Annotated in this window: 13 protein-coding genes and 6 pseudogenes; 10 read left to right on the top strand and 9 right to left on the bottom strand. The window is 45.7% G+C overall.

Features of this window, described 5'->3' with window-relative positions; genetic code table 11:
- Positions 1–730: 730 nt before the first annotated feature.
- Positions 731–1831, bottom strand: a complete 1101-nt coding sequence (locus tag LC417_RS12875) for a nucleotide disphospho-sugar-binding domain-containing protein (RefSeq protein ID WP_191938787.1) — start codon at positions 1829–1831, stop codon at positions 731–733.
- A gap of 972 nt (positions 1832–2803) precedes the next feature.
- Here LC417_RS12875 and LC417_RS12870 point away from each other — a divergent pair.
- The 4 genes from LC417_RS12870 to LC417_RS12855 all read left to right on the top strand — a co-directional run bounded on the left by LC417_RS12870 (position 2804) and on the right by LC417_RS12855 (position 8267).
- Complete coding sequence (locus tag LC417_RS12870; protein ID WP_223565957.1) at positions 2804–4369, top strand: MchC protein; 1566 nt, start codon at positions 2804–2806, stop codon at positions 4367–4369.
- 2 nt (positions 4370–4371) lie between these two features.
- Positions 4372–4821, top strand: coding sequence for a toxin-activating lysine-acyltransferase (locus tag LC417_RS12865; protein ID WP_191938785.1), 450 nt, complete (start codon positions 4372–4374; stop codon positions 4819–4821).
- 70 nt (positions 4822–4891) lie between these two features.
- Complete coding sequence (locus LC417_RS12860) at positions 4892–6169, top strand: HlyD family secretion protein (protein WP_223565956.1); 1278 nt, start codon at positions 4892–4894, stop codon at positions 6167–6169.
- A complete protein-coding gene (locus tag LC417_RS12855; RefSeq protein ID WP_223565955.1) occupies positions 6159–8267 on the top strand; it encodes a peptidase domain-containing ABC transporter in 2109 nt (702 codons plus the stop codon). Before LC417_RS12860 ends, LC417_RS12855 begins: the two co-directional genes overlap by 11 nt.
- Positions 8268–8398: 131 nt before the next feature.
- Here LC417_RS12855 and LC417_RS12850 read toward each other — a convergent pair.
- A pseudogene (locus tag LC417_RS12850) lies at positions 8399–8542 on the bottom strand (RNA-guided endonuclease TnpB family protein); the annotation flags it as partial.
- A 10-nt stretch (positions 8543–8552) separates the two neighbouring features.
- Here LC417_RS12850 and LC417_RS12845 point away from each other — a divergent pair.
- The 5 genes and pseudogenes from LC417_RS12845 to LC417_RS12825 form a co-directional block, all read left to right on the top strand.
- Positions 8553–9119 (top strand): annotated as a pseudogene (locus LC417_RS12845) (SPASM domain-containing protein); the annotation flags it as partial.
- Positions 9119–9480, top strand: a pseudogene (locus LC417_RS12840) (AAA family ATPase); the annotation flags it as partial. The pseudogenes LC417_RS12845 and LC417_RS12840, both read left to right, overlap by 1 nt.
- Positions 9455–9748 (top strand): annotated as a pseudogene (locus LC417_RS12835) (haloacid dehalogenase-like hydrolase); the annotation flags it as partial. The pseudogenes LC417_RS12840 and LC417_RS12835, both read left to right, overlap by 26 nt.
- A gap of 48 nt (positions 9749–9796) precedes the next feature.
- Positions 9797–10081 carry a YicS family protein gene (locus tag LC417_RS12830; protein ID WP_223565954.1) on the top strand — a complete coding sequence of 95 codons (285 nt, stop codon included), beginning with the start codon at positions 9797–9799 and terminating at the stop codon, positions 10079–10081.
- Between the two features lie 14 nt (positions 10082–10095).
- Positions 10096–10761: pseudogene (locus LC417_RS12825) on the top strand (mechanosensitive ion channel family protein); the annotation flags it as partial.
- A 31-nt stretch (positions 10762–10792) separates the two neighbouring features.
- Here the strand turns inward: LC417_RS12825 and LC417_RS12820 are convergent.
- Positions 10793–11854: pseudogene (locus tag LC417_RS12820) on the bottom strand (membrane-associated sensor domain-containing protein).
- Positions 11855–12684: 830 nt separating this feature from the next.
- Positions 12685–13296, bottom strand: a complete 612-nt coding sequence (locus LC417_RS12815) for a TetR/AcrR family transcriptional regulator (RefSeq protein ID WP_033773439.1) — start codon at positions 13294–13296, stop codon at positions 12685–12687.
- A 52-nt stretch (positions 13297–13348) separates the two neighbouring features.
- Here LC417_RS12815 and LC417_RS12810 point away from each other — a divergent pair, with 52 nt between their 5' ends.
- Complete coding sequence (locus LC417_RS12810) at positions 13349–14188, top strand: N-acyl homoserine lactonase family protein (RefSeq protein WP_223565953.1); 840 nt, start codon at positions 13349–13351, stop codon at positions 14186–14188.
- 120 nt (positions 14189–14308) lie between these two features.
- Here LC417_RS12810 and LC417_RS12805 read toward each other — a convergent pair whose 3' ends face one another.
- The 5 genes from LC417_RS12805 to LC417_RS12785 all read right to left on the bottom strand — a co-directional run bounded on the left by LC417_RS12805 (position 14309) and on the right by LC417_RS12785 (position 18882).
- Positions 14309–15304 (bottom strand): serine hydrolase, encoded by a 996-nt coding sequence (locus LC417_RS12805; protein WP_223565952.1) that lies wholly within the window; start codon positions 15302–15304, stop codon positions 14309–14311.
- A 395-nt stretch (positions 15305–15699) separates the two neighbouring features.
- Entirely contained in the window at positions 15700–16083 is a 384-nt protein-coding gene (locus tag LC417_RS12800) for a lysozyme inhibitor LprI family protein (protein WP_223565951.1), read from the bottom strand.
- Positions 16084–16184: 101 nt separating this feature from the next.
- Positions 16185–17372, bottom strand: coding sequence for a major royal jelly family protein (locus tag LC417_RS12795; protein ID WP_223565950.1), 1188 nt, complete (start codon positions 17370–17372; stop codon positions 16185–16187).
- A 74-nt stretch (positions 17373–17446) separates the two neighbouring features.
- Positions 17447–17758 carry a putative quinol monooxygenase gene (locus LC417_RS12790; protein WP_033773430.1) on the bottom strand — a complete coding sequence of 104 codons (312 nt, stop codon included), beginning with the start codon at positions 17756–17758 and terminating at the stop codon, positions 17447–17449.
- 122 nt (positions 17759–17880) lie between these two features.
- Positions 17881–18882: a zinc-binding alcohol dehydrogenase family protein gene (locus tag LC417_RS12785; RefSeq protein WP_223565949.1), complete on the bottom strand. Its 1002-nt coding sequence runs from the start codon at positions 18880–18882 to the stop codon at positions 17881–17883.
- Between the last annotated feature and the right edge of the window lie 3 nt (positions 18883–18885).

Below are 18885 nucleotides of genomic sequence, written 5' to 3'. Positions count from 1 at the left end.
ACTATAATTACTATAATTACTATAATTCCTAATATTTCAATATTCTAACATGCGCCGGAGCCGCCATCAGAGATGTCCGCGGAACAGGTGATTTTCCAGAGCGCTGTATGGGTGCAACTTGTTTTAATTCACAAAATCAGCTGCAAGGTTTTTCATTGCCCCTCTTTTGCCATAGGTGGGGCAGTTAGCAGATGATGGCATCGATGGGAAATTTATTGTTGGTATACTCGGCTGGCATTTGCAATGCAAATTCTGCCAGCATCCCGGATAATTATGCCTATAATTAAGTTACCCGCGCCAGAATTTCAAATAGAAGCCAACTAAGCTTATTCGCCATTCTTTGCAACAGCACACTATCCACTAAAAGAGGCTGCTAATATTGGGAGCCTCTTTTAGTAATTAAACTTCCACTATGTTCTTGTACCAAAGCCGCTGGATTTTTTTGGTCGTCTTCATTGCGCAAGCTAGTTCTGAGACGGGAATCACATGCTCACCAAAAATGACCGGGATCAAGCTGACTTATTGATAATGCTTACACCATAGGAACAAATGGCTTGATGTCATACTATGCTGCTGAGACAAACCTGACTGTCATACTGGTCTCAAAACTATGCTGAAAATAGTCAGTTTGTCACTACATAATATAACGCCGGCACAGGATGCATACTGTCAGTTTAGAAACTACATTAAGATATATCCTATATCTGAGAGATATCGGTTATCTGAAGATTCAGAAGACTAATCTTAGGATCCTGTCAGCTACAACCGAAGGGCTTGGCTGAGCGGCCATTTCTGAAGCAACCCCTTCAGAAGCGATCCGCAGAGACGAGTCGTTGAGAAAAGCATCAACAACTTTTGTAGTCAAGCCCTCTTCCCCCGGAATGAATCCACAACCGCGCAGGGCGGTTAGCTTAGCATTGACGGGTCGATCGGCACCTTCCCCAAATATTATCTGAGGTATACCGCTGTTTAATGCTGTCAGCGTATTGCCCGCACCACCGTGGTGAATGAACCCGTCAGCACCGTTCAGGAAAACCCCTGTGGGAATCCACTCAACCAGCCGGACGTTATCCGGGAGTTCACCCAGTCCTGAGCGCGCATTTTTAGAAAGTTGGAGGATGATTTCAGCATCCAACTCGCCCGCTCTGGTTATTACCCAGGAAATCATATCCAGACCATCAACCATCGGCTTGACTGTACCTAAACTCACCAGCAGTCGTCGGTACCCTGGTTTTCTATCCCACCAACTTTCCTGTACGCCCCCCCCATTATAAGGTACATATCGCATGGGAAGGATGGGTTCGCCATTGTTCTGTAATACAGTCATACTCGGGGGAGCTATGTCGATCCATGCAGCGTCACGCTGGCCGCATCCGACCCGGTGGCGGACATAAGCGTTATGAAGCGAATGCTTTACCATTTCAATGTGAGTAGGTGTATGTGCAAAACCGACCGTGTGCATCACTGCTGGTATGCAGAATTTGGCGGCAAGCAGTGCACCAATGGCACCAAGAGGAGGGTAGACAATCAGATCGGGCTGCCAGTTGGCCGTAAATTCAACCAGATTGTCAGCCATTTCATCGCTAAAGAATGAAAAGTTGCCGACTTTATTATGCTTTTTGCGGAAATCTTCCCGCTCGCGATATTTCGCTTCTGAATCAAGGTCAGGAGCGGCGTCAAAAGCTACAAGTCCTGCCTGAGCCGTTTCTCTGGCGAACTGACCCGCACTTGCTACAACTACTTCGTGACCGTTTGCACGGAATGCCTGTGCAAGCGACATAAGCGGGAAGAGCAGCCCGTAAAGCGGTGGTCCTATAAAAAGGATGCGCATGAGAAATCCCTCTCTGCGATTGCTTAATCGATAAGCTTTAGATAATTGATGTCTTGTCAGATAACTGGCTTATGACCTTTTCAGAATAACATAAGGCCAGGTACTGACTAACACACCATCGCATTTCCTTCAGCAGTTCCGCCCACGATAGAACTTACAATCTGAGCAGCGCCAACAATTTCATCTCACCCCACTTGCAAGATGTATTACAGAAAGGGTTAATATAAGCGAAATCAAGCCCCTTTATTTCGGAAATTTTTCAATTATCTTATAGGAACCATTACAGAAATCAACATATTGATAATGGTTATCGTTCAAATTTTTTTAAAAAATCATTTAAATCAATTGGTTATGACAATTCTTTATATAAGGGTTGCAGGTTAACAAAAAACCTTGCGTGATGTTAAGCTCATCTTATGATGTTTGGGGCAGTTGTTTTTTTAAACTGTAGCTGTCACAACGTGCTTCTCACGCTGATTAACAGGACCAGTCGATAGCTTACCCACGAAGCTCAGCTTCAAAGGTAGTCAAGAAAGATCTTAAGCTCTGATTTTATGCCGCATATTTATAATGCCTATTCGCTCAGGAAAAATTCACCTATTCATCATTAGGTAAGGCAAAGCTACATAATCACTAATTATCTACAATTGACTTTATTTCACCGGCATGGCAGCCTTAGTTTAACGCACAGGATATTTTCGAATCAAATTGCATTGAAATGAGGGATTATAAATTCATGCTGACTTACAAAAGCAATACACGTTTCACTCTGAGGAGTATCTTCAGGAAATGCAAAGTGACTTTCCTTAATAGTCTTTAGGTATCAAGCCAAACATGGATATGGCAGACAATAAAGAACTATTCTTTGGTGAGCCTTTATCGAACATTAATGTCTCATCTATACCATATTCAATTCTAAACCATCTTCATTTTATGCGGTCCTGAAATGCTCATGGCCAAAACTTTATCACAATGACAGATTTTAAAACTGAAGATTTTCTGCGTCTTAGCACCCTGCGCGAGAACTTGGTGACATTTCACGCCAGCCGCACGAATACAAGCTTAATCTGGTGCTCAGATAGCGTTGCTGATCCCGAAAAATTAAGCCTTGAGTGCAGCTACATCATTGGCTCTTCATCGACAGCTGAAAAGAAAGTTTTTTATGCCGAACGCTATGGTGGGAGCGGGATTCAGCGAAATGGCGGCGGGGCGCGCTGTGGATTCGATGGGCGTTATCAAGTCAAGGGTATTGGAGCTAATCCGCTCGTCGGCGAGGGAACGGACGGGCGACACTCAAATGGCTCGCTGGGTGCAGTCCATGCGGTATATGAAATGCTTTGGAGTGAAGGACTAGCCAGGATTTTGCCCTACGGGGCAGTGCGTACGCTGGCAGTATTGCTGAGCAATGAATACACCGAACATGCCTATGAGCATAATTGTAATCTCTCACAGCGCGCGCTACTGGTACGTGAACCGGTTGTGAGGCCAGCTCATTTCGAAAGGGCTCCCTATTTTTGTCCCCAAACCCGTTACAGTTCCCAGCTTATCTCTGATGCCGAACGCATTGAACACGTGATAAAACGGCTGCCAGAAAATTTGCCTGTTCCCGCTGAGGGTTTCAGCCTGAAAGCCCGGAGTGACCTTTCGCTATTGTGCGTTGAAGGCATGTGCGAGCTGGCACGACGTCAGGCTCTTCAAACGGCCTTCTGCCGCACACGTTTCCTACGTCTGACGACTTCGCCGTCTAATATTGCAATGGATGGCAGGCTGATGGACTTTAATGGGCTGAACAGTCTGTTTCCCGACGATTATTGCGCCGGCTTTGACCATCAGCTAAGGCTGAGTGAGCTCATTAAAGAACCCCTGGCCCTATTGAAGGGGCTTTATGACTTAAGCATTTATCTAGGCAAGTATCTGTTTTCTCGTGAATTTTCTGTTCATCTTCAGCAGGAAATTAAGGCGGTCTTTGACGAGACTTTTTCGCAAGCATGCTATCGTGGCTACCTGAGCATGCTGGGCGTGATGCCCGAGATGTTGCCTTTCGAAGCCTTACCGCCAGTGCTTATAAAACTGGCCGATAACATTTCACAGCTGTGCATTGCCCCCTACGGTTATCAAAATCTGTCAGACAACCGGGCAAGCCGGTTGTCTGCAGTACAGTCGATTGTGACGCTGGTACGCGCTAGTCAGAAAATTAGAACTGAGCACCACAAGGGTGCAGAGCAGGATCCGCGATTCCTTGATATGCTTAACAATATGAGTGCCAGCCATCAATTTCTGTATCAGAAAGCTGACAGGCGATACATCCGGGTCCTTGATCGCATGGCTGACATTGCCTGTCTCCGCTTACAATCGAGAAAGAGGTTGAATAAAACAGAGATGTTTGGCCGCATTGCTTGCCTGCTCGATGAACAACGCGATGCTCCCGCTCAATTACGATTAACCCTCTCACAATTAAATCAGGATGTTCAACGTTACATGGTGAGTATACTTAGTGACTTTCAGCCAGATGCTTATCTTCAGATGGAAGGGAAGTAATTATGGCCCTGAAAATACAAGATCTGGTTGGAAAAAATAATGCCCCATCGCTGCATGAGCAAATGGGATATGCAGTACAGTGCATGCTTCTTAATAGAAACTATAGTCTTTACCCAGTATTAAGCTTACAAATCTGGACCGAACACGCAATATTGCACCGACAGATAAAATTCCTTTTTGATATGAACGGCAGCCCACTTGCTTATCTGACCTGGGCTTATCTGAGAAACGATACTGTGGAGCGTTTGCTTAATGACCCTCAGTTTCGCTTACATCCTTCTGAATGGGATGAGGGCGGTGAAATCTGGATCCTCGATTTTTGCTGCAAACCCGGCTATGGCCGAGAAGTCATCAAATATTTAAGAAATACCATAACACTTAGCCAGAGAAACGTAAAATGGTTAACGCGTAGAAAAAAAGTCAGACGTCTATTTATTAATAATGCGCCCTAGAATCAGCCGTCAATTATGAATTGATATATGCGAAATGACAATGATTTAGCATTAAATTAAGGAAAATACTTTGTATCGAAAGGATGCGGTTGAGAATAAAAAGAACAAATGGCAGGGGCACGCAATTTTGTTACCTGGGATCCCTGCATGGCTTATTGGCACAGGAGCGTTTCTATTTTTAGTGGCCTTTATTTCATTTATTACCTTAGGAAATTATTCACGAAGAGTCAGCGTGAATGGCGAGATCACAACATTACCTCGCCCTGCTAATATCTATTCAGGAGTGCAGGGAGTAATCGTGAAGCAATACGTGCATGAAGGCGAGATTGTTAAGAAAAATTCCCCTTTGTATCAAATAGATGTCAGCAAGAGTACCACAAGCGGTGTTGTCAGTGACAATAAACGCCACGACATACGAAAGCAGCTAGATCGCATCAACGATATCATTGATAGATTAAAAAAAAGCAAGGAAGCTTCTCTAAAATCTTTAATAGAACAAAAAAAACAGTACAACAACGCTTTTTTACTTTCTACAGATATAATAAAAAGAGCTGAAGAAGGGATTGCCATAATGAAAGCTAACATGGACAATTACAGACAATATCACCTTAAGGGCCTAATCACGAAAGATCAGCTGACTTATCAGCAGACGCAATATTATCAGCAGCAAAACAATCTACTAAACTTGAGTGGGCAAAAGGAACAAAATGCCTTGCAGTTGACAAGCCTTGCTGGCCAGATTGAAACTCAGTCGGCCGACTTTGATAATCGAATATTCCAGATGGAGCTTCAGCAGTACGATCTGCGCAAGGAGTTATTTGATGCCGATCAGAGTGGTAAAATTATCGTACGGGCATTGTCTGATGGAAAGATTGATTCAATGAGCGTTTCACTGGGGCAAATGGTTAATATTGGAGACAGCCTTCTTCAGATCATCCCGGAAAACGCCACTAATTATTACCTTGTCATCTGGGTACCTAACGATGCACTCCCCTACATATATACAGGTAATAAAATAAATATAAAATATGACGCATTTCCAGCAGAGAAATTTGGGATGTTTTCAGCAATTATAAAAACTATAAGTAGAACGCCGGCTTCGCGACAGGAAATGCTGACTTATCAGGGGGCACCTGAAAACCAGCTTAATAGCACAGGTCCATGGTACAAGGTTATTGTTTATCCAGAATTACAGGCAGTTTTTTATACTAATAAAAAATTGCCACTTGAAAATGGAATGAAAGCAAAAGCTACGTTATTTCTGGAAAAAAGAAAAATTTATCAGTGGATGATTTCTCCATTTTATGACATGAAAAATAGCGCATCAGGACAAATAAGTGAAGATTGAACCAATAAAAAAAATTTTTAACCAGTTCGACTTCAGATGGTCCCGAAGCGTCCCGGTTATTCATCAGACTGAATCATCTGAATGCGGGCTTGTATGCCTAGCTATGGTTTGCGGATTTTATGGTAAAAGTGTCGATTTAATAACGTTACGCAGGCAGTTTAACGTATCTTCCCGGGGGATAAACCTCGCTACCATGATTGGTATTGCCGAGCAGTTAGGCATGTCATCCAGAGCCGTATCGCTTGAAATGGAAGCCATTGAAAAACTTACTAAACCCTGTGTTCTCCACTGGGAATTCAATCATTTTGTTATTTTAGTGGCGATAAAAGGTCACCGGGCAGTAATCCATGATCCTGCTCAGGGCCGGAAAACCATAACACTTGATGAGCTCTCGCGTTACTTCACTGGGGTTGCGCTTGAACTATGGCCAGGCACGGATTTTTCAACTAAAACAGAAGAAACGCATGTTAACCTTAAGCGTATGGTCAGCAATGTCTTCGGTCTAAAGAGGGCTCTTTTTAAAATATTTTGCCTGTCAGTTGTCATCGAATCAATAAATTTAGTAATGCCGATTGGAACCCAATTGGTAATGGACCATGCTATCCCCTCTGGAGACCATGGATTACTGACATTGATTTGTGCAGGAATGATGTTTTTCATTCTCTTACGGGCGGCAACCGGCATTATGCGAGCCTGGTCGTCACTCATTATGGGTACGCTTATAAATGTCCAATGGCAGTCGGGGCTATTTAAACATCTGTTAAAGCTACCCCTTAATTATTTTGAACGACGAAAGCTAGGTGATATTCAGTCCCGCTTTGGTTCTCTTGACACCTTGCGTATGACTTTCACCACTAGTGTCATAGGCGCGATAATAGACAGCATCATGGTCGTGGGCGTCCTGGTAATGCTGATATTATATGGCGGATATCTGAGTGGTGTAGTGTTAGGCTTTACCGCTTTATATGTGATCATGCGTCTCCTTACGTACGATTACTACAGACAGATGTCGGAAGAGAATCTTATCAGAGGGGCTCGAGCCAGTTCATATTTCATGGAAACCTTATATGGTATCGGCACGGTGAAAATTCAGGGTATGGCCGAGCGCCGAGCTACGCATTGGCTAAACCTCAAAATTGAAGCCATTAACTCAGGGATTAAACTGACAAAAATGGATATGCTCTTTGGGGGGATCAATACTTTCATTTCAGCATGCGATCAGATTGCCATTCTCTGGTTAGGAACCACACTGGTAATGGGCAATCAGCTGACGATCGGCATGTTTGTGGCTTTCGGCGCGTTCCGCAGCCAATTCTCGGATCGTGTGGCCTCCCTAACAAATTTTCTCCTTCAGCTTCGCATTATGAGTTTACATAATGAACGTGTTGCAGACATTGCACTTCAGGAAAAAGAAGAGGTCAAACCTGAGTCAATGCTCTGTAAATCGATGGAGCCAGTTTCCCTTGAGGCTGTTAATATAAGTTACAGCTACGATAGTCAGTCGGCTCCGTTATTTCGGGATCTTTCGATTAACATTCCACCTGGAGAAAGTGTCGCTCTTGCAGGGGCATCTGGCTGCGGTAAAACTACTCTGATGAAAATTTTGTGTGGGTTGTTTAAACCTGATAGCGGTTCTGTATTAGTGAATGGTACAGACATCCGGAAAATGGGGATTAATAACTACCATGGAATTATCGCCTGCGTTATGCAGGATGACAGGCTTTTCTCGGGGACGATTCGTGAAAATATCAGTGGGTTTAGTGATGATCCGGATGATTCATGGATGATTGAATGTGCTCTTAAAAGTCATATTCACGATGTTATCGTTGCAATGCCTATGGGATATGACACCTTAATCGGCGAGCTTGGCGAAGGATTATCCGGGGGACAGAAGCAACGTCTGTTCATCGCCCGTGCACTTTATCAAAAACCAAGTATTTTGTTTATGGACGAAGCAACCAGTTCGCTTGATATAGAAAGTGAAAGGTTTGTAAATGGTCAAATTAAGAAGATGAACATAACCCGTATTATTATTGCCCACCGGGAAAAAACTTTACGCGCCGTTGACCGTATTATCTGCCTATCTCCTTCAGCCTGAGCCCAAATACATTTGCTGAAGGGGCCATTATCATCATCGAATTCTTTTTTAGAATGGATCAGGATTTTGGGGTTGTGTCAGCGATGATTTTACTGGTGATTTTGTGAAGGTAGTCGCGCCGAACATTAGTAATGTGTGAGTGAAGAATTTTGAGCGCGTTTTTTGAAGCGCGGGAATGCTGCGTGTTTCTGGAAGAAATTTTTGTAGCCGCGTTTCCGATCCTTCAGAGACGGCTGCAACGGCTGTGATAGCGCTTCTTTAAGCCATTCAGTTTCAGGTAAGGATACCGGCACCCGCCGCGCCAGACCCGGCGATCTCGACTCGATTTTCACCGACTGGTCAGTGGATCCCGATGACTGGGGCCGCTTTCTTATTACGGTGTTTGAAGAGTGGGTAAAAAACGATTTAGGCCGCGTTCAGGTCAACCTGTTTGAAACCGCGGTGGCACAGACCATGGGCATGCCGGCGCAGATTTGTATCACTTCAGAGTTCTGCGGCAAAGGGCTGGCGATTGAAAAGAACGGCGACATCTTCTCCTGCGATCACTACGTCTATCCCGAATACAAATTAGGTAATGTGCAAAGTACCAGGCTGGCGCACATGGCCTTTTCCGAACGACAAAAAGCCTTTGGTTTAGGTAAGCGCGATACGCTGCCCGCTGCCTGCAAACGCTGTCCCTATCTGAAGCTCTGTTACGGCGAATGCCCGAAAAACCGCATCGTCAGGAGCGAGGAGGGTGAACTGGGGATGAATTATCTCTGTCCCGGTATCAAGGCCTTCTTTAGCTATGCGCAACCGATTCTGGTTGGCATCGGGACACTGCTCAAACGTCAGACGGTGGAACCTGCATAATGAATAATCGTGAAAAGCTGCTGGCGCTGGAAGCCAGTATGAATCAGCAGGTGATTGGACAGCAGGAGCTGGTGCGGATGCTGATCGTCGCCTTGTTGTGTGACGGTCATGTGCTGCTGGAAGGCTTACCGTGTCTGGCGAAAACGCGTGCGGTGCATGAGCTGGCTCGCCATATCGAAGGGGAATTTGTCGTATTCAGTTCACGCCTGACCTGCTGCCGTCAGACATTACCGGCAGCGAAATCTATCAGCAAAATGCCACGCGCGAAGAAGATCAGTTCCGGTTCCGTCCCGGCCCGGTTTTCGGCAACATTATCCTTGCCGATGAGTTCAATCGCGCCTCAGCCCGTGTGCAGTCATCCGGTCGGTGCTTTCGGCAACAGCGACGGCGATGTGCCGATGCTTCAGTACACCTCCGCCAATCCGACCTATAAAACCTTTGGTTTACTGGTTCACCACACCGATGCGGTGCGTGAATATGCCTACGACAGGCATCCGCCCGCCAGTGGCAAGCTTATTAGCGGTCTCAGACTGGCACCCCAAAAGGGTTGGGTGATTGTTGATATGAAAAAAGAGTGGAAAACGGTTTTTGACCCTGCGCAATGTGCCGCGGTTGCAGGCGATAAGTAAGGGATTTATCCATGTGTGAAAATGGCCAGAATGGGCCGGGAGATAAGAATGAAATATCTGATACCGATCGTATTAATGTTGCTGTCACAAACGCCAGCACTGGCTAACTCCGCCTACGAAAATCTGGCCTTCGCGCTGAGGCAGCAGACGATTACCTATGACCTGCGACAAAAGTGTCAGATACCAGCGTCTGTATCTGATGAACAGTTACGGACCCGCTTCCTTAATAGTACGCATGATAACTCTGCCGTGCTGTCAGCCTTAAAAGCGCTGACCGAAAATAATCAGCAGCGTTATCAGACCTCCCTGCACCAGGTTAACTGTCCTGAATGACGAAATAGCCTGGGGCAACGGCATATCCCTTTCTTCCAGGTGCCAATTCACTCGCCTTCAAAGGGATCAGCGTGTTCTTCGGCCTGATGCTGACGCTGGGCTCGGCTGGCATCATGAACCATGCCATGAGCGGGCTGGTGCTGACCTACTCACGAGCACTGCGCAAAGGAGAAGTGATCAGGATTGCCGATCATGAGGGCGTGGTCAGTGAAGTGGGCATGCTGGCCACCAAAATTCTGACCCGTGAGAATTATGAAGTCACGGTTCCTAATGCGGTGGTCGTCAGTGGCAGGATCGTGAATTTAAGCGCCATGCTTAAAGGCGAAGGCATCAATATGACGACCAGCGTCACGATTGGTTATGACACGCCCTGGCGGCAGGTTGAGGCGATGCTGGAGCTGGCTGCCAGCCGCACGTCGGGCATTAACCACGACATCGCGCCGCTGGTGCGCCAGCTTGCGCTTCAGGACTGGTACGTGGCTTATGAGCTACAGGTCCGGCTCCGACCAGGAGAGTCGCTGGCCGGAGTAAGGAGCGTTCTCCACAGCCATATACAGGATGTATTCAATCAATTCGGTGTACAAATCATGTCGCCAGACTTTATCAGTCAGCCCGAACAGCCTGTTATTGTGACTAAGCCGAACTGGTTTGCCCCTCCGGCTGAAGAAAAACAGGAGTGATATCCCAGTGATTAGCGCTGAGAGAGTGGATTTATTTCTCCCACCGGTTACGTCCCTGTTGTTTTGCACGATAAAGCGCCTCATCCGCGCGGGCAATCACACATTCTGCGTTATCATGGGGGCCTGAAAGCGCGATGCCCATGCTGACAGTGACCGATTCGCTAACTGCTGATGCTGCATGTGGCAGTGCTGTTTCATGCAGGATTGCCTGAATACGTTCAGCAACCCGCGCAGCTTCATCCAGAGTGGCCGCGGGCAGCACAACCACAAACTCTTCGCCACCGTAACGCGCCACCAGATCCGCGGGTGTCCGGACTGATGATTTCAAAATATCGGCCACTTTCGCCAGGCATGTATCTCCTGCCTGATGGCCTTAGTGATCGTTGTAGCGTTTGAAATAGTCCACATCAAGCATGATCAGCGCAAACGGCAGTATCTGGCGAACAGCGTCAGCAAGAAACTTCTCCATCTGACGTCGGTTAGCGGTCCCGGTAAGTGCATCCTGATGCGCCAGCACATCGAGCCGGGCGATAAGCATCCGGTTCTCCTGATAACGCAACCAGGCTTCATCAAACCAGCGCTGCAGAATAACGCGACCATAAATAAGAATAGCGGTGAGCGGAAGCCAGACCAGTAAAAACCGGATATTCACCCCCTGGTTAAGCTGCACGCTGGCCAGCAGGGCAGTGAGCCATAAGGGTGTGATAAAGAGAATTAAGGCGGGAGGATGATAATAAAGTGCAGCCAGCGCGGTGAGCATAAGGATGACACTGAGAGGCCAGGCAAAAGGCAGCTGCCACCAGACAATAAAGCAGTAGCTACAATAGCTCCACATCACGCCGAGAATCAGCAACAGCTCCGTGCTTAGCGGTATCAAACGCGCTGGCAGGCGGTAAGCAAGAAGGAGTAACAGTAGTGACAGAGCGATAATAGCGCCCGCGGTGAGATCGATTAACGGCAGTATTTCAGTGTGAGCGCCTATCGACCGGTCAAAGTCACGAATAAGAACATGCCGGAACAGGATGATCAGAGCAAAACTGACATTCACAAATGCAAACCATGGAAGACTCGCTGATAGCGCCTGTCTGACCATATCCTTTTGATCCTGCCACACTTTTTCTTTATTTAAAGTGCGGCGTCTGTCCGGTTTCTGCACCATCCTAGAAGCCTCATAAACGAAGTATTACCTTCCAGTGTAATAGAGAGATCTATTTCAGGAGGAAATGTCCGGACTGGTGGGGTAAGTATTATTGAGGAATGCAAAATTTTTCCCTAAGCACAAATCAGGCGGACTTCTGCAATGATTAAAAAAACAGGGTTTACCGCATTGGGGCCACAACGCTGCATTCAAAATGAAGATCGTAAACATATCGCCTGCCCGGGTGTGATCCCCGTTTGCCTTTGAAACATGGCAATAAACAACGAATTCTGGCCTATCCATAACGGCATCTTTCATTACGCAGGCTTTTATGTACTGCCACCTTTTATGGCGTAGATGGCAGATAATATGTCGCAGGAAAACAGAGAAGCCTGTCTGGATCAGTGGGCTACACGGCTGCGGCACATTGAGCAGGAAGCGCCATTGTTCTTTCATCCGCGGGAAGATTACACCGATGAGTAACGGCTACGCCCAGGTATCGAGGCAAAGACAGGTTTCCAGTGGAATTCCCCGGCAGGCCAGACACGTGACGCTGCTGCCGGTGCACACACGAATAACCTGAAAAAATAAGGCAATCATGGTCGTTAACCGCTGGAAAGTGTTGAGCAGCTTCAGGCAATTCTGGCACCTCACCGCATGCTACTGAGGGACTTTCCGCTATGAGTGAGGAGCGGACTTCCATCCGCTCTCAGATCTCAGAAAGTGTGTCTTTGAAAAAAGACAATTAAGACACCCAGGGGGTTGAGCCTTAATAGAACTCGGTTTCATGACATCTGCTTTAAAATTCGGTTGATGTTGGCAGCCAGATATTTCTCATCCACAGGCTGCTGAGTAATCAAAATTCTGAACCAGACAGGTGCAATCAGCGTCTCAAGTATGATTCTGCGTTGTCCCTTATAGCCAGCTTCGCCACGAAGGACTGCCTGTTCAAACATCACCTCGGCCTGCTGAAACCTTTGTTCCCAGACATCCCGAATCGCAGTATCAACCATCTCGTCACCTGACGAGCTGGCGCTGATCGCGGCTTGTATCAATTTCCTTCCCTCTGATGAAGAAAGCATACTGGTTATCATCTTTAAAAATTCGTACAAATCAGAATGCAGGCTGCCACTATCTGGAATTGTAACCATGCTTTCAGCGGTAGTTCTGAATACCTCGGCAATTAGTCTTGCTCTGTCAGGCCACCGGCGATAGACCGTCGAAGCATTTACCCCGGCAATTTGCGCCACGTTGCGGTGCGTTAAGGCATTTGCTCCTTCTTCCAGCAGTACTTGTCTGGCAGCCTGCAGCACTGCCTCTCTGACTTTTGCACTACGCCCACCTGTTCTCTCTGTTACTGCGTCGAGTGATTCATTTTCTTTAGTTGTTGCTCTCATCGCGATCAAAGCCTAAGATTTAACGCAACACTTGTTGCTTTAAGAGGATGGCATGAAAATACACTGCCTGCAAACCGGAGATGTTCAGATTAAATACCGTCATCAACTCGCACGTTACGAGGCTCGTCCTGCCCGGGTTGTAGATATTCTGATAGACAAAGAGTGGAGTCCTCGTCTCCCGATTGGATGCTGGCTTATTGAACATCCGGAAGGGCTTATCTTAGTGGATACGGGTGAAAGCTCACATGCGAATGATCCTGGGTATCAACCCTGGTGGCACCCATTTATGCAGAGATGTGAGAGAAGGTGGGTCAAACCTGAAGAAGAAGTTAACGCGAGAATTCAGTCCCTGGGATTTAATCCCCGGGATGTGAGATGGGTAATAATGACGCATATGCACGGCGATCATGCTGGAGGAATCGGGCATTTTCCTGGTAGCGAGATAATCCTGAGCAAAAAAGAAGCGCATGACGCCCTTGCATGGAATGGGCCAGTGCAGGGTTTCCTTAACATGCATTACCCCAAATGGCTTAAACCGACCATCACTACCCATGATGACGGTCCGTTTGAAAGCTTTGACAGAAGCATGGCGGTAACGAAAGACGGCGCGGTGAGAATCGTTCCAACCCCGGGACATACTCTTGGGCACCAGTCCGTAGTGGTCGATGCAGGCACTCACTATATAATTATTGCCGGGGATGCTTCATACCGGGAAAGCTATATGCTGGAAGGCCGCATTGATGGTGTTGCAGTTGATGCAACGTTACATCATGACTCAACGCGCAGAATGCGCGAACTATGTAAACGTAAACCAACAATTACCCAGTTCGCCCACGATTTTGACAGTGCAAAACGCCTGGAAGAGAAAATATTCACTCTTGTCAGCGAATAGTAGATGTCTCATGTGGCTTAGTATAAAAAATGCAAATGTTATATGAGCACATCCGCTATGAGCGAAAAGCGGACATCCTGCTTATGCCCTTATCATTGCGCCAAATAAGGGAAGAATTTTTTATGTGGTTATTGAAGTCATGCCATTAAACAATCTTACGGCCATTGAACAGACATCATAACCTTCTATGTTTGATAATACTGCCAGAGTATAGGCTGCTTCCTGTGAGCGCACAAAATATGTTTCTCTTCCAAATGTAGAACCCTGATGACAATAAAATTTTCCTGATTTATCCTCGTCCAGTTCAATGCCAAAGCAGTATGAAATATGATCTTCAATCATAATGTTGGTGTCAGTAATCAGGGGGAGTGGGGTAAGCATTTTTCTTATTAACTCCTTTCCTCCGACCAGGCCCGAAGAAAAGTTCAGGCCCCATTTCATTAAATCATTAGCGGATGAGTGCACAAGGCCTGCTCCGGTAACGCCCCATGGGCTGCGAACAGGAAAAAATATATTGTTATCTTTTTCTTGATATCCGCTTACAGATTCCTTCTCCATAGAGACTCCATCAGAAACAAAGGAATCATGCATATCCAGGGGTAAAAATATTTCCCTTTTAACAAAATCCGGGTAGCTTAATCCTGAGGCCTTTTCAACTATTTGGGCAAGTAAAATATATCCAGTGTTACTATACTCGTGCCTGGTTCCGGGATAGAAATTTAAATTTTTCCTTTTGCTAATTCCTTTAATTATATCCTCATTTTTAAATGTTGAATAATAATCAATGCCATTATCTTCAGCGATATCAAAAAGACAAGGAAGTCCAGAGGTGTGATAAATTAAGTTCTCAAGTGTTATATTGTTTTGGGAGAGTTTAACTTCTGGAATAAAATCGAGGAGATAGTCATTTAAATGCAGTAATCCGTATTTCTCCAGGAGAAGAATGCTGAATGCTGTAAACTGCTTTGATACTGAAGCAAGATCGAATATGCTATTTTTATTGATAGCCACACCCGTCAGTATATCTTCAACACCCATTATGAACTCGATAGTTCTGCCATCATCAAATTGCATAAGTGCAATAGCACCGGGCCTGTTAAAAGATGAGTTAGTCATGATAATCCATCAAATCTGTTAATTTTATTAATTATTAATAGGTGCGAAAGAATAGTCAATGCGATTTCTTCAAAGAAATAATTACTCCTTCCTTGTAGTCTTCCTGAGTCGCGCTTGTCATACAAGCGTGGTTAATTGAGAATTAATAATCGCCTTAAAGACCATTAAGTGTAAAGCTTTTATAGCTCCAGAACCGCAAACTTCTGAGGCTCGTGCGCGGTTTTCTGGTTATGCAATGTTCTGATTTTTGCATCTGGGACGAAGCAGACACGCTAAAGGTTTAATATGTCCGCCAGAGCGAAAGGCGGACATAACTTTCAAGACAGGAACTCATAATTGCACTAACCCTGTCCGGGTCGAATTCGAATATCACTCAAGGAACAGTGCGAATTTTTTCATAACGGACAGCTCACATCACCTTCAGGACAGTTAAGCATCTCTTTCAGTTCTTTGGTCCGTTGTTCGGTTTTTGCCTTGAGGCATAACCCGAAATTCATTGAACTAATGGAACCGTCACGCGATGCAAAAGTCTGAGACTGACAATCAGCATCACGATATTCAATCCATTTTCTCTGGGCTTTCCGAAAAAGTGCTGTCTGTTCTCCAGCGGTGGATTTCAGTACCTGCTGGTAGGTAGAATTCAATTCCTTATCAGCTTTCTTGTAATCTGCACTTGCGCACTGGTTCATTTCAAGCTGGGTATCTACATTGTTACAGTCTGCTGCCCAGACCTGAGATACTGGCCAGAGGAGCAGTGAAGCAAGAATCAGTTTTTTCATAAATATTCCATTAATATGATTAATTAACGTTTAATTTGACACACCAGATGCAGGTTAATGGCAATGGAGGTTGCTGGTTTTCTGGATATTTTATTTCGATTTTATCTGGTAATGATCGGCTTTTCATCTATTTTTACACGCATAAGTGCATAGGGTTTCTGGCGCATATCTTTATTCATATGAAACACCGGCTGGCGATGCAGCTGATTTACAATAAAGTACAGATAGCCATCATGGCCGACAGAAAGTGTGTCTGGCCATAAAATATCAGGCCCATGAACAATAGTTGACCATACTCCATTTTTATCCATTTTTCTGACTGAGTTTCGCTCATAATCACCAGCGTAGATATTGCCTGCGGCATCGGATTCAAGACCATCGGAGGCACCTTTTTCGCCCAAATCCCTGACAGAAGCAGACAGCTCCTTCTCACTGATATCCGGATCCCTAAGTTTCGCTGTGTCCACCGAATACAGGTGACGCCCTGCCAGAGGGCTGTAATAAAGTGTTTTACCGTCTGAAGACAATGCAATACCGTCAGATGCAACGCTAAAAGGAGTGGTTGAACCGTCAGGATGACGTTGTAAAAGGGTTTCACCTTCAACAACAGGCACAAAACCTTTCTCAGGAGAAGTGGTTAGATCGCCGGTCAGACGACGTACCGCGCTTCCTGAGTAAAGATCAACTACTATGATGCCACCCGTTCCGGAAAGCGATGAGTCGGTGATGTAGGCTATACCGGATTTACCAGCGCGATAATCAATGCGAACGTCGTTAACATAGGTTGCTGGTAACACAACGTTTTCAGACAAAACGATGGTTTTAACGACTTTTTTTGTGTTCAGGTCAATTGCAACAAGTTTAGCTCCGCCAGCAATGGGTTTTGAGAACCCTGGCGATGCTGTGTCTAACACCCAGAGTTTTCCTCTGCCATCAGCAACAACGCTTTGAACGCTCAGAAAGCTTTTACCAGGGTTATTTATATCCGCGATATTGATAACCGAATTCGGATAAGGAACAACGGCCCCTCTGTTAATCTCTGCGACAGTAAAAGGGACATCATCTCCCCATCGCGGAAAACTTACAAAAATACGGCCGGTTTCGGTCACCGTCACGCCTGTAGGCATAGCATGCCAAAACGTTGCGACTACTTCTGCTTTGCCTGTAGATTTATCTCTCGTAAGCTGAATGTTTTTTTTTGCCAGATCCGACTGTCCGGCCGAAGTGGCCGCGCAGAAGCAGCTGAGTAAAATAACGCTAGTGAGTACTATTTTTTTATTCAGTAGCAAACCATAACTCCCGTAACATATATACTGTAGATTTAAATAATGAATTGAATGCCCCTCACAGAGGGGCTTTTTGATCAAGAAACAGGATCGTAATAGGCTACACTTGCTTCATCAAGATACTCCATAATTGCAGCAGGCAGTCGTTCAGTTGGCTTAGCTGCTCCAAAAATCTTGTACAGAGTTTCGAAGTGAGCATGTAAGTCTTCCACGCTTTTCCACTGTTCATTCAGGAAGAACAATCTGGGGTCGTGAACGTTTTTATGCCACTGATAGACAACGGGTTTATCCTGCTGAAGCGTCGCATCCTGGCTGACTTTCGCTACTTTTTCATAAAACTCAGTAACTTTATTCTCTTTAATTTTTCCACTAAAGACCAGATATAACATTTTTTACCTTTATGGTTTGCCTGGTACGGTTAACTAAATTTTTCTGCCCGGCAGAAAATCTCAGTCAGTTTTATTAACCTTAAATAGTTAAGGTTAAATTCTTTTTTTAATCTCTAATTCAGTTAGAATCCTTCCAGAACAATTTTCCCTTTTGCTGTTCCAGCCTCAATAACTGCATGAGCCCTGCGTAAATTTTCAGCGTTGATAGTTCCATAATGTTCGCCCAGCGTTGAGCTGATAATGCCTTTATCCAGAAGATTACTTACATCCGACAGTATTTCATTCTGACGCTGCATATCGGCTGTATTGAACATGGAGCGGGTAAACATCAGCTCCCAGTGGAGGGAGATTGATTTGTTTTTAAGTGGCATGGCATCAAGCATATCAGGATCATCAATGACAGCGAGTCTGCCCTGAGGAGCCATTACGTCGATTATCTGTTCATAATGCGTATCGGTGTGCGTCAGGCTGGCTACATAACGCACGTCCGAAATACCCAAAGCTTTCAGCTGCGGACCAAACGGTTTGTTATGGTCGATAATATGATGGGCGCCAAGTGACTTAATCCATTCAGCTGTTTCGCTGCGAGAGCTGGTGCCTACTACCGTAAGCTGGGTCAGACTACTGGCAAGCTGAGTAAGGATTGAGCCGACGCCGCCCCCGGCTCCGATAATAAGCAATACGTCGTTTATGCCTGTTTTTACTTCAAGACGATCAAACAGCAATTCCCAGGCTGTGAGTGAGGTCAGGGGTAACGCTGCCGCAGCGGCCATTGAAAGAGAGGCAGCTTTAGGGCCAGCAATCTTTTCATCAACCAGCCCATACTCAGCATATGATCCGGCTCGCAGGATGGAACCCGCATAGTAAACTTCGTCACCCGGTTTGAACATGGTCACATCTTCACCAACAGCCTCCACGATACCAGCAGCATCCCAGCCAAGGACCCGCGGTTCTGTCACGGAGACGTTACGGCGAACTTTCGTATCTACAGGGTTTACAGCGATTGCCTGAATTCTGACAAGAAGATCAGACCTGCCCGGCTCGGGTTTTGGAAGAATGGTTTCGTAAAGTGAGTCAGTGTTACTGATAGGTAATTGATTATCTTTATATACAATTGCTTTCATATC

The organism is Pantoea sp. OVA07A (assembly GCF_019969975.1).
GTDB lineage: Bacteria > Pseudomonadota > Gammaproteobacteria > Enterobacterales > Enterobacteriaceae > Pantoea > Pantoea agglomerans.
This window is presented reverse-complemented; position numbering and strand designations above follow the sequence as displayed.

What these genes read in the sequence shown, in the direction of transcription:
- LC417_RS12815 (WP_033773439.1), bottom strand. Translation starts at nt 13,296, where the DNA reads ATGAGAGCAACAACTAAAGAAAATGAATCACTCGACGCAGTAACAGAG.
- LC417_RS12805 (WP_223565952.1), bottom strand. Translation starts at nt 15,304, where the DNA reads ATGACTAACTCATCTTTTAACAGGCCCGGTGCTATTGCACTTATGCAA.
- LC417_RS12865 (WP_191938785.1), top strand. Translation starts at nt 4,372, where the DNA reads ATGGCCCTGAAAATACAAGATCTGGTTGGAAAAAATAATGCCCCATCG.
- LC417_RS12800 (WP_223565951.1), bottom strand. Translation starts at nt 16,083, where the DNA reads ATGAAAAAACTGATTCTTGCTTCACTGCTCCTCTGGCCAGTATCTCAG.
- LC417_RS12790 (WP_033773430.1), bottom strand. Translation starts at nt 17,758, where the DNA reads ATGTTATATCTGGTCTTTAGTGGAAAAATTAAAGAGAATAAAGTTACT.
- LC417_RS12830 (WP_223565954.1), top strand. Translation starts at nt 9,797, where the DNA reads ATGAAATATCTGATACCGATCGTATTAATGTTGCTGTCACAAACGCCA.
- LC417_RS12785 (WP_223565949.1), bottom strand. Translation starts at nt 18,882, where the DNA reads ATGAAAGCAATTGTATATAAAGATAATCAATTACCTATCAGTAACACT.
- LC417_RS12810 (WP_223565953.1), top strand. Translation starts at nt 13,349, where the DNA reads ATGAAAATACACTGCCTGCAAACCGGAGATGTTCAGATTAAATACCGT.
- LC417_RS12870 (WP_223565957.1), top strand. Translation starts at nt 2,804, where the DNA reads ATGACAGATTTTAAAACTGAAGATTTTCTGCGTCTTAGCACCCTGCGC.
- LC417_RS12875 (WP_191938787.1), bottom strand. Translation starts at nt 1,831, where the DNA reads ATGCGCATCCTTTTTATAGGACCACCGCTTTACGGGCTGCTCTTCCCG.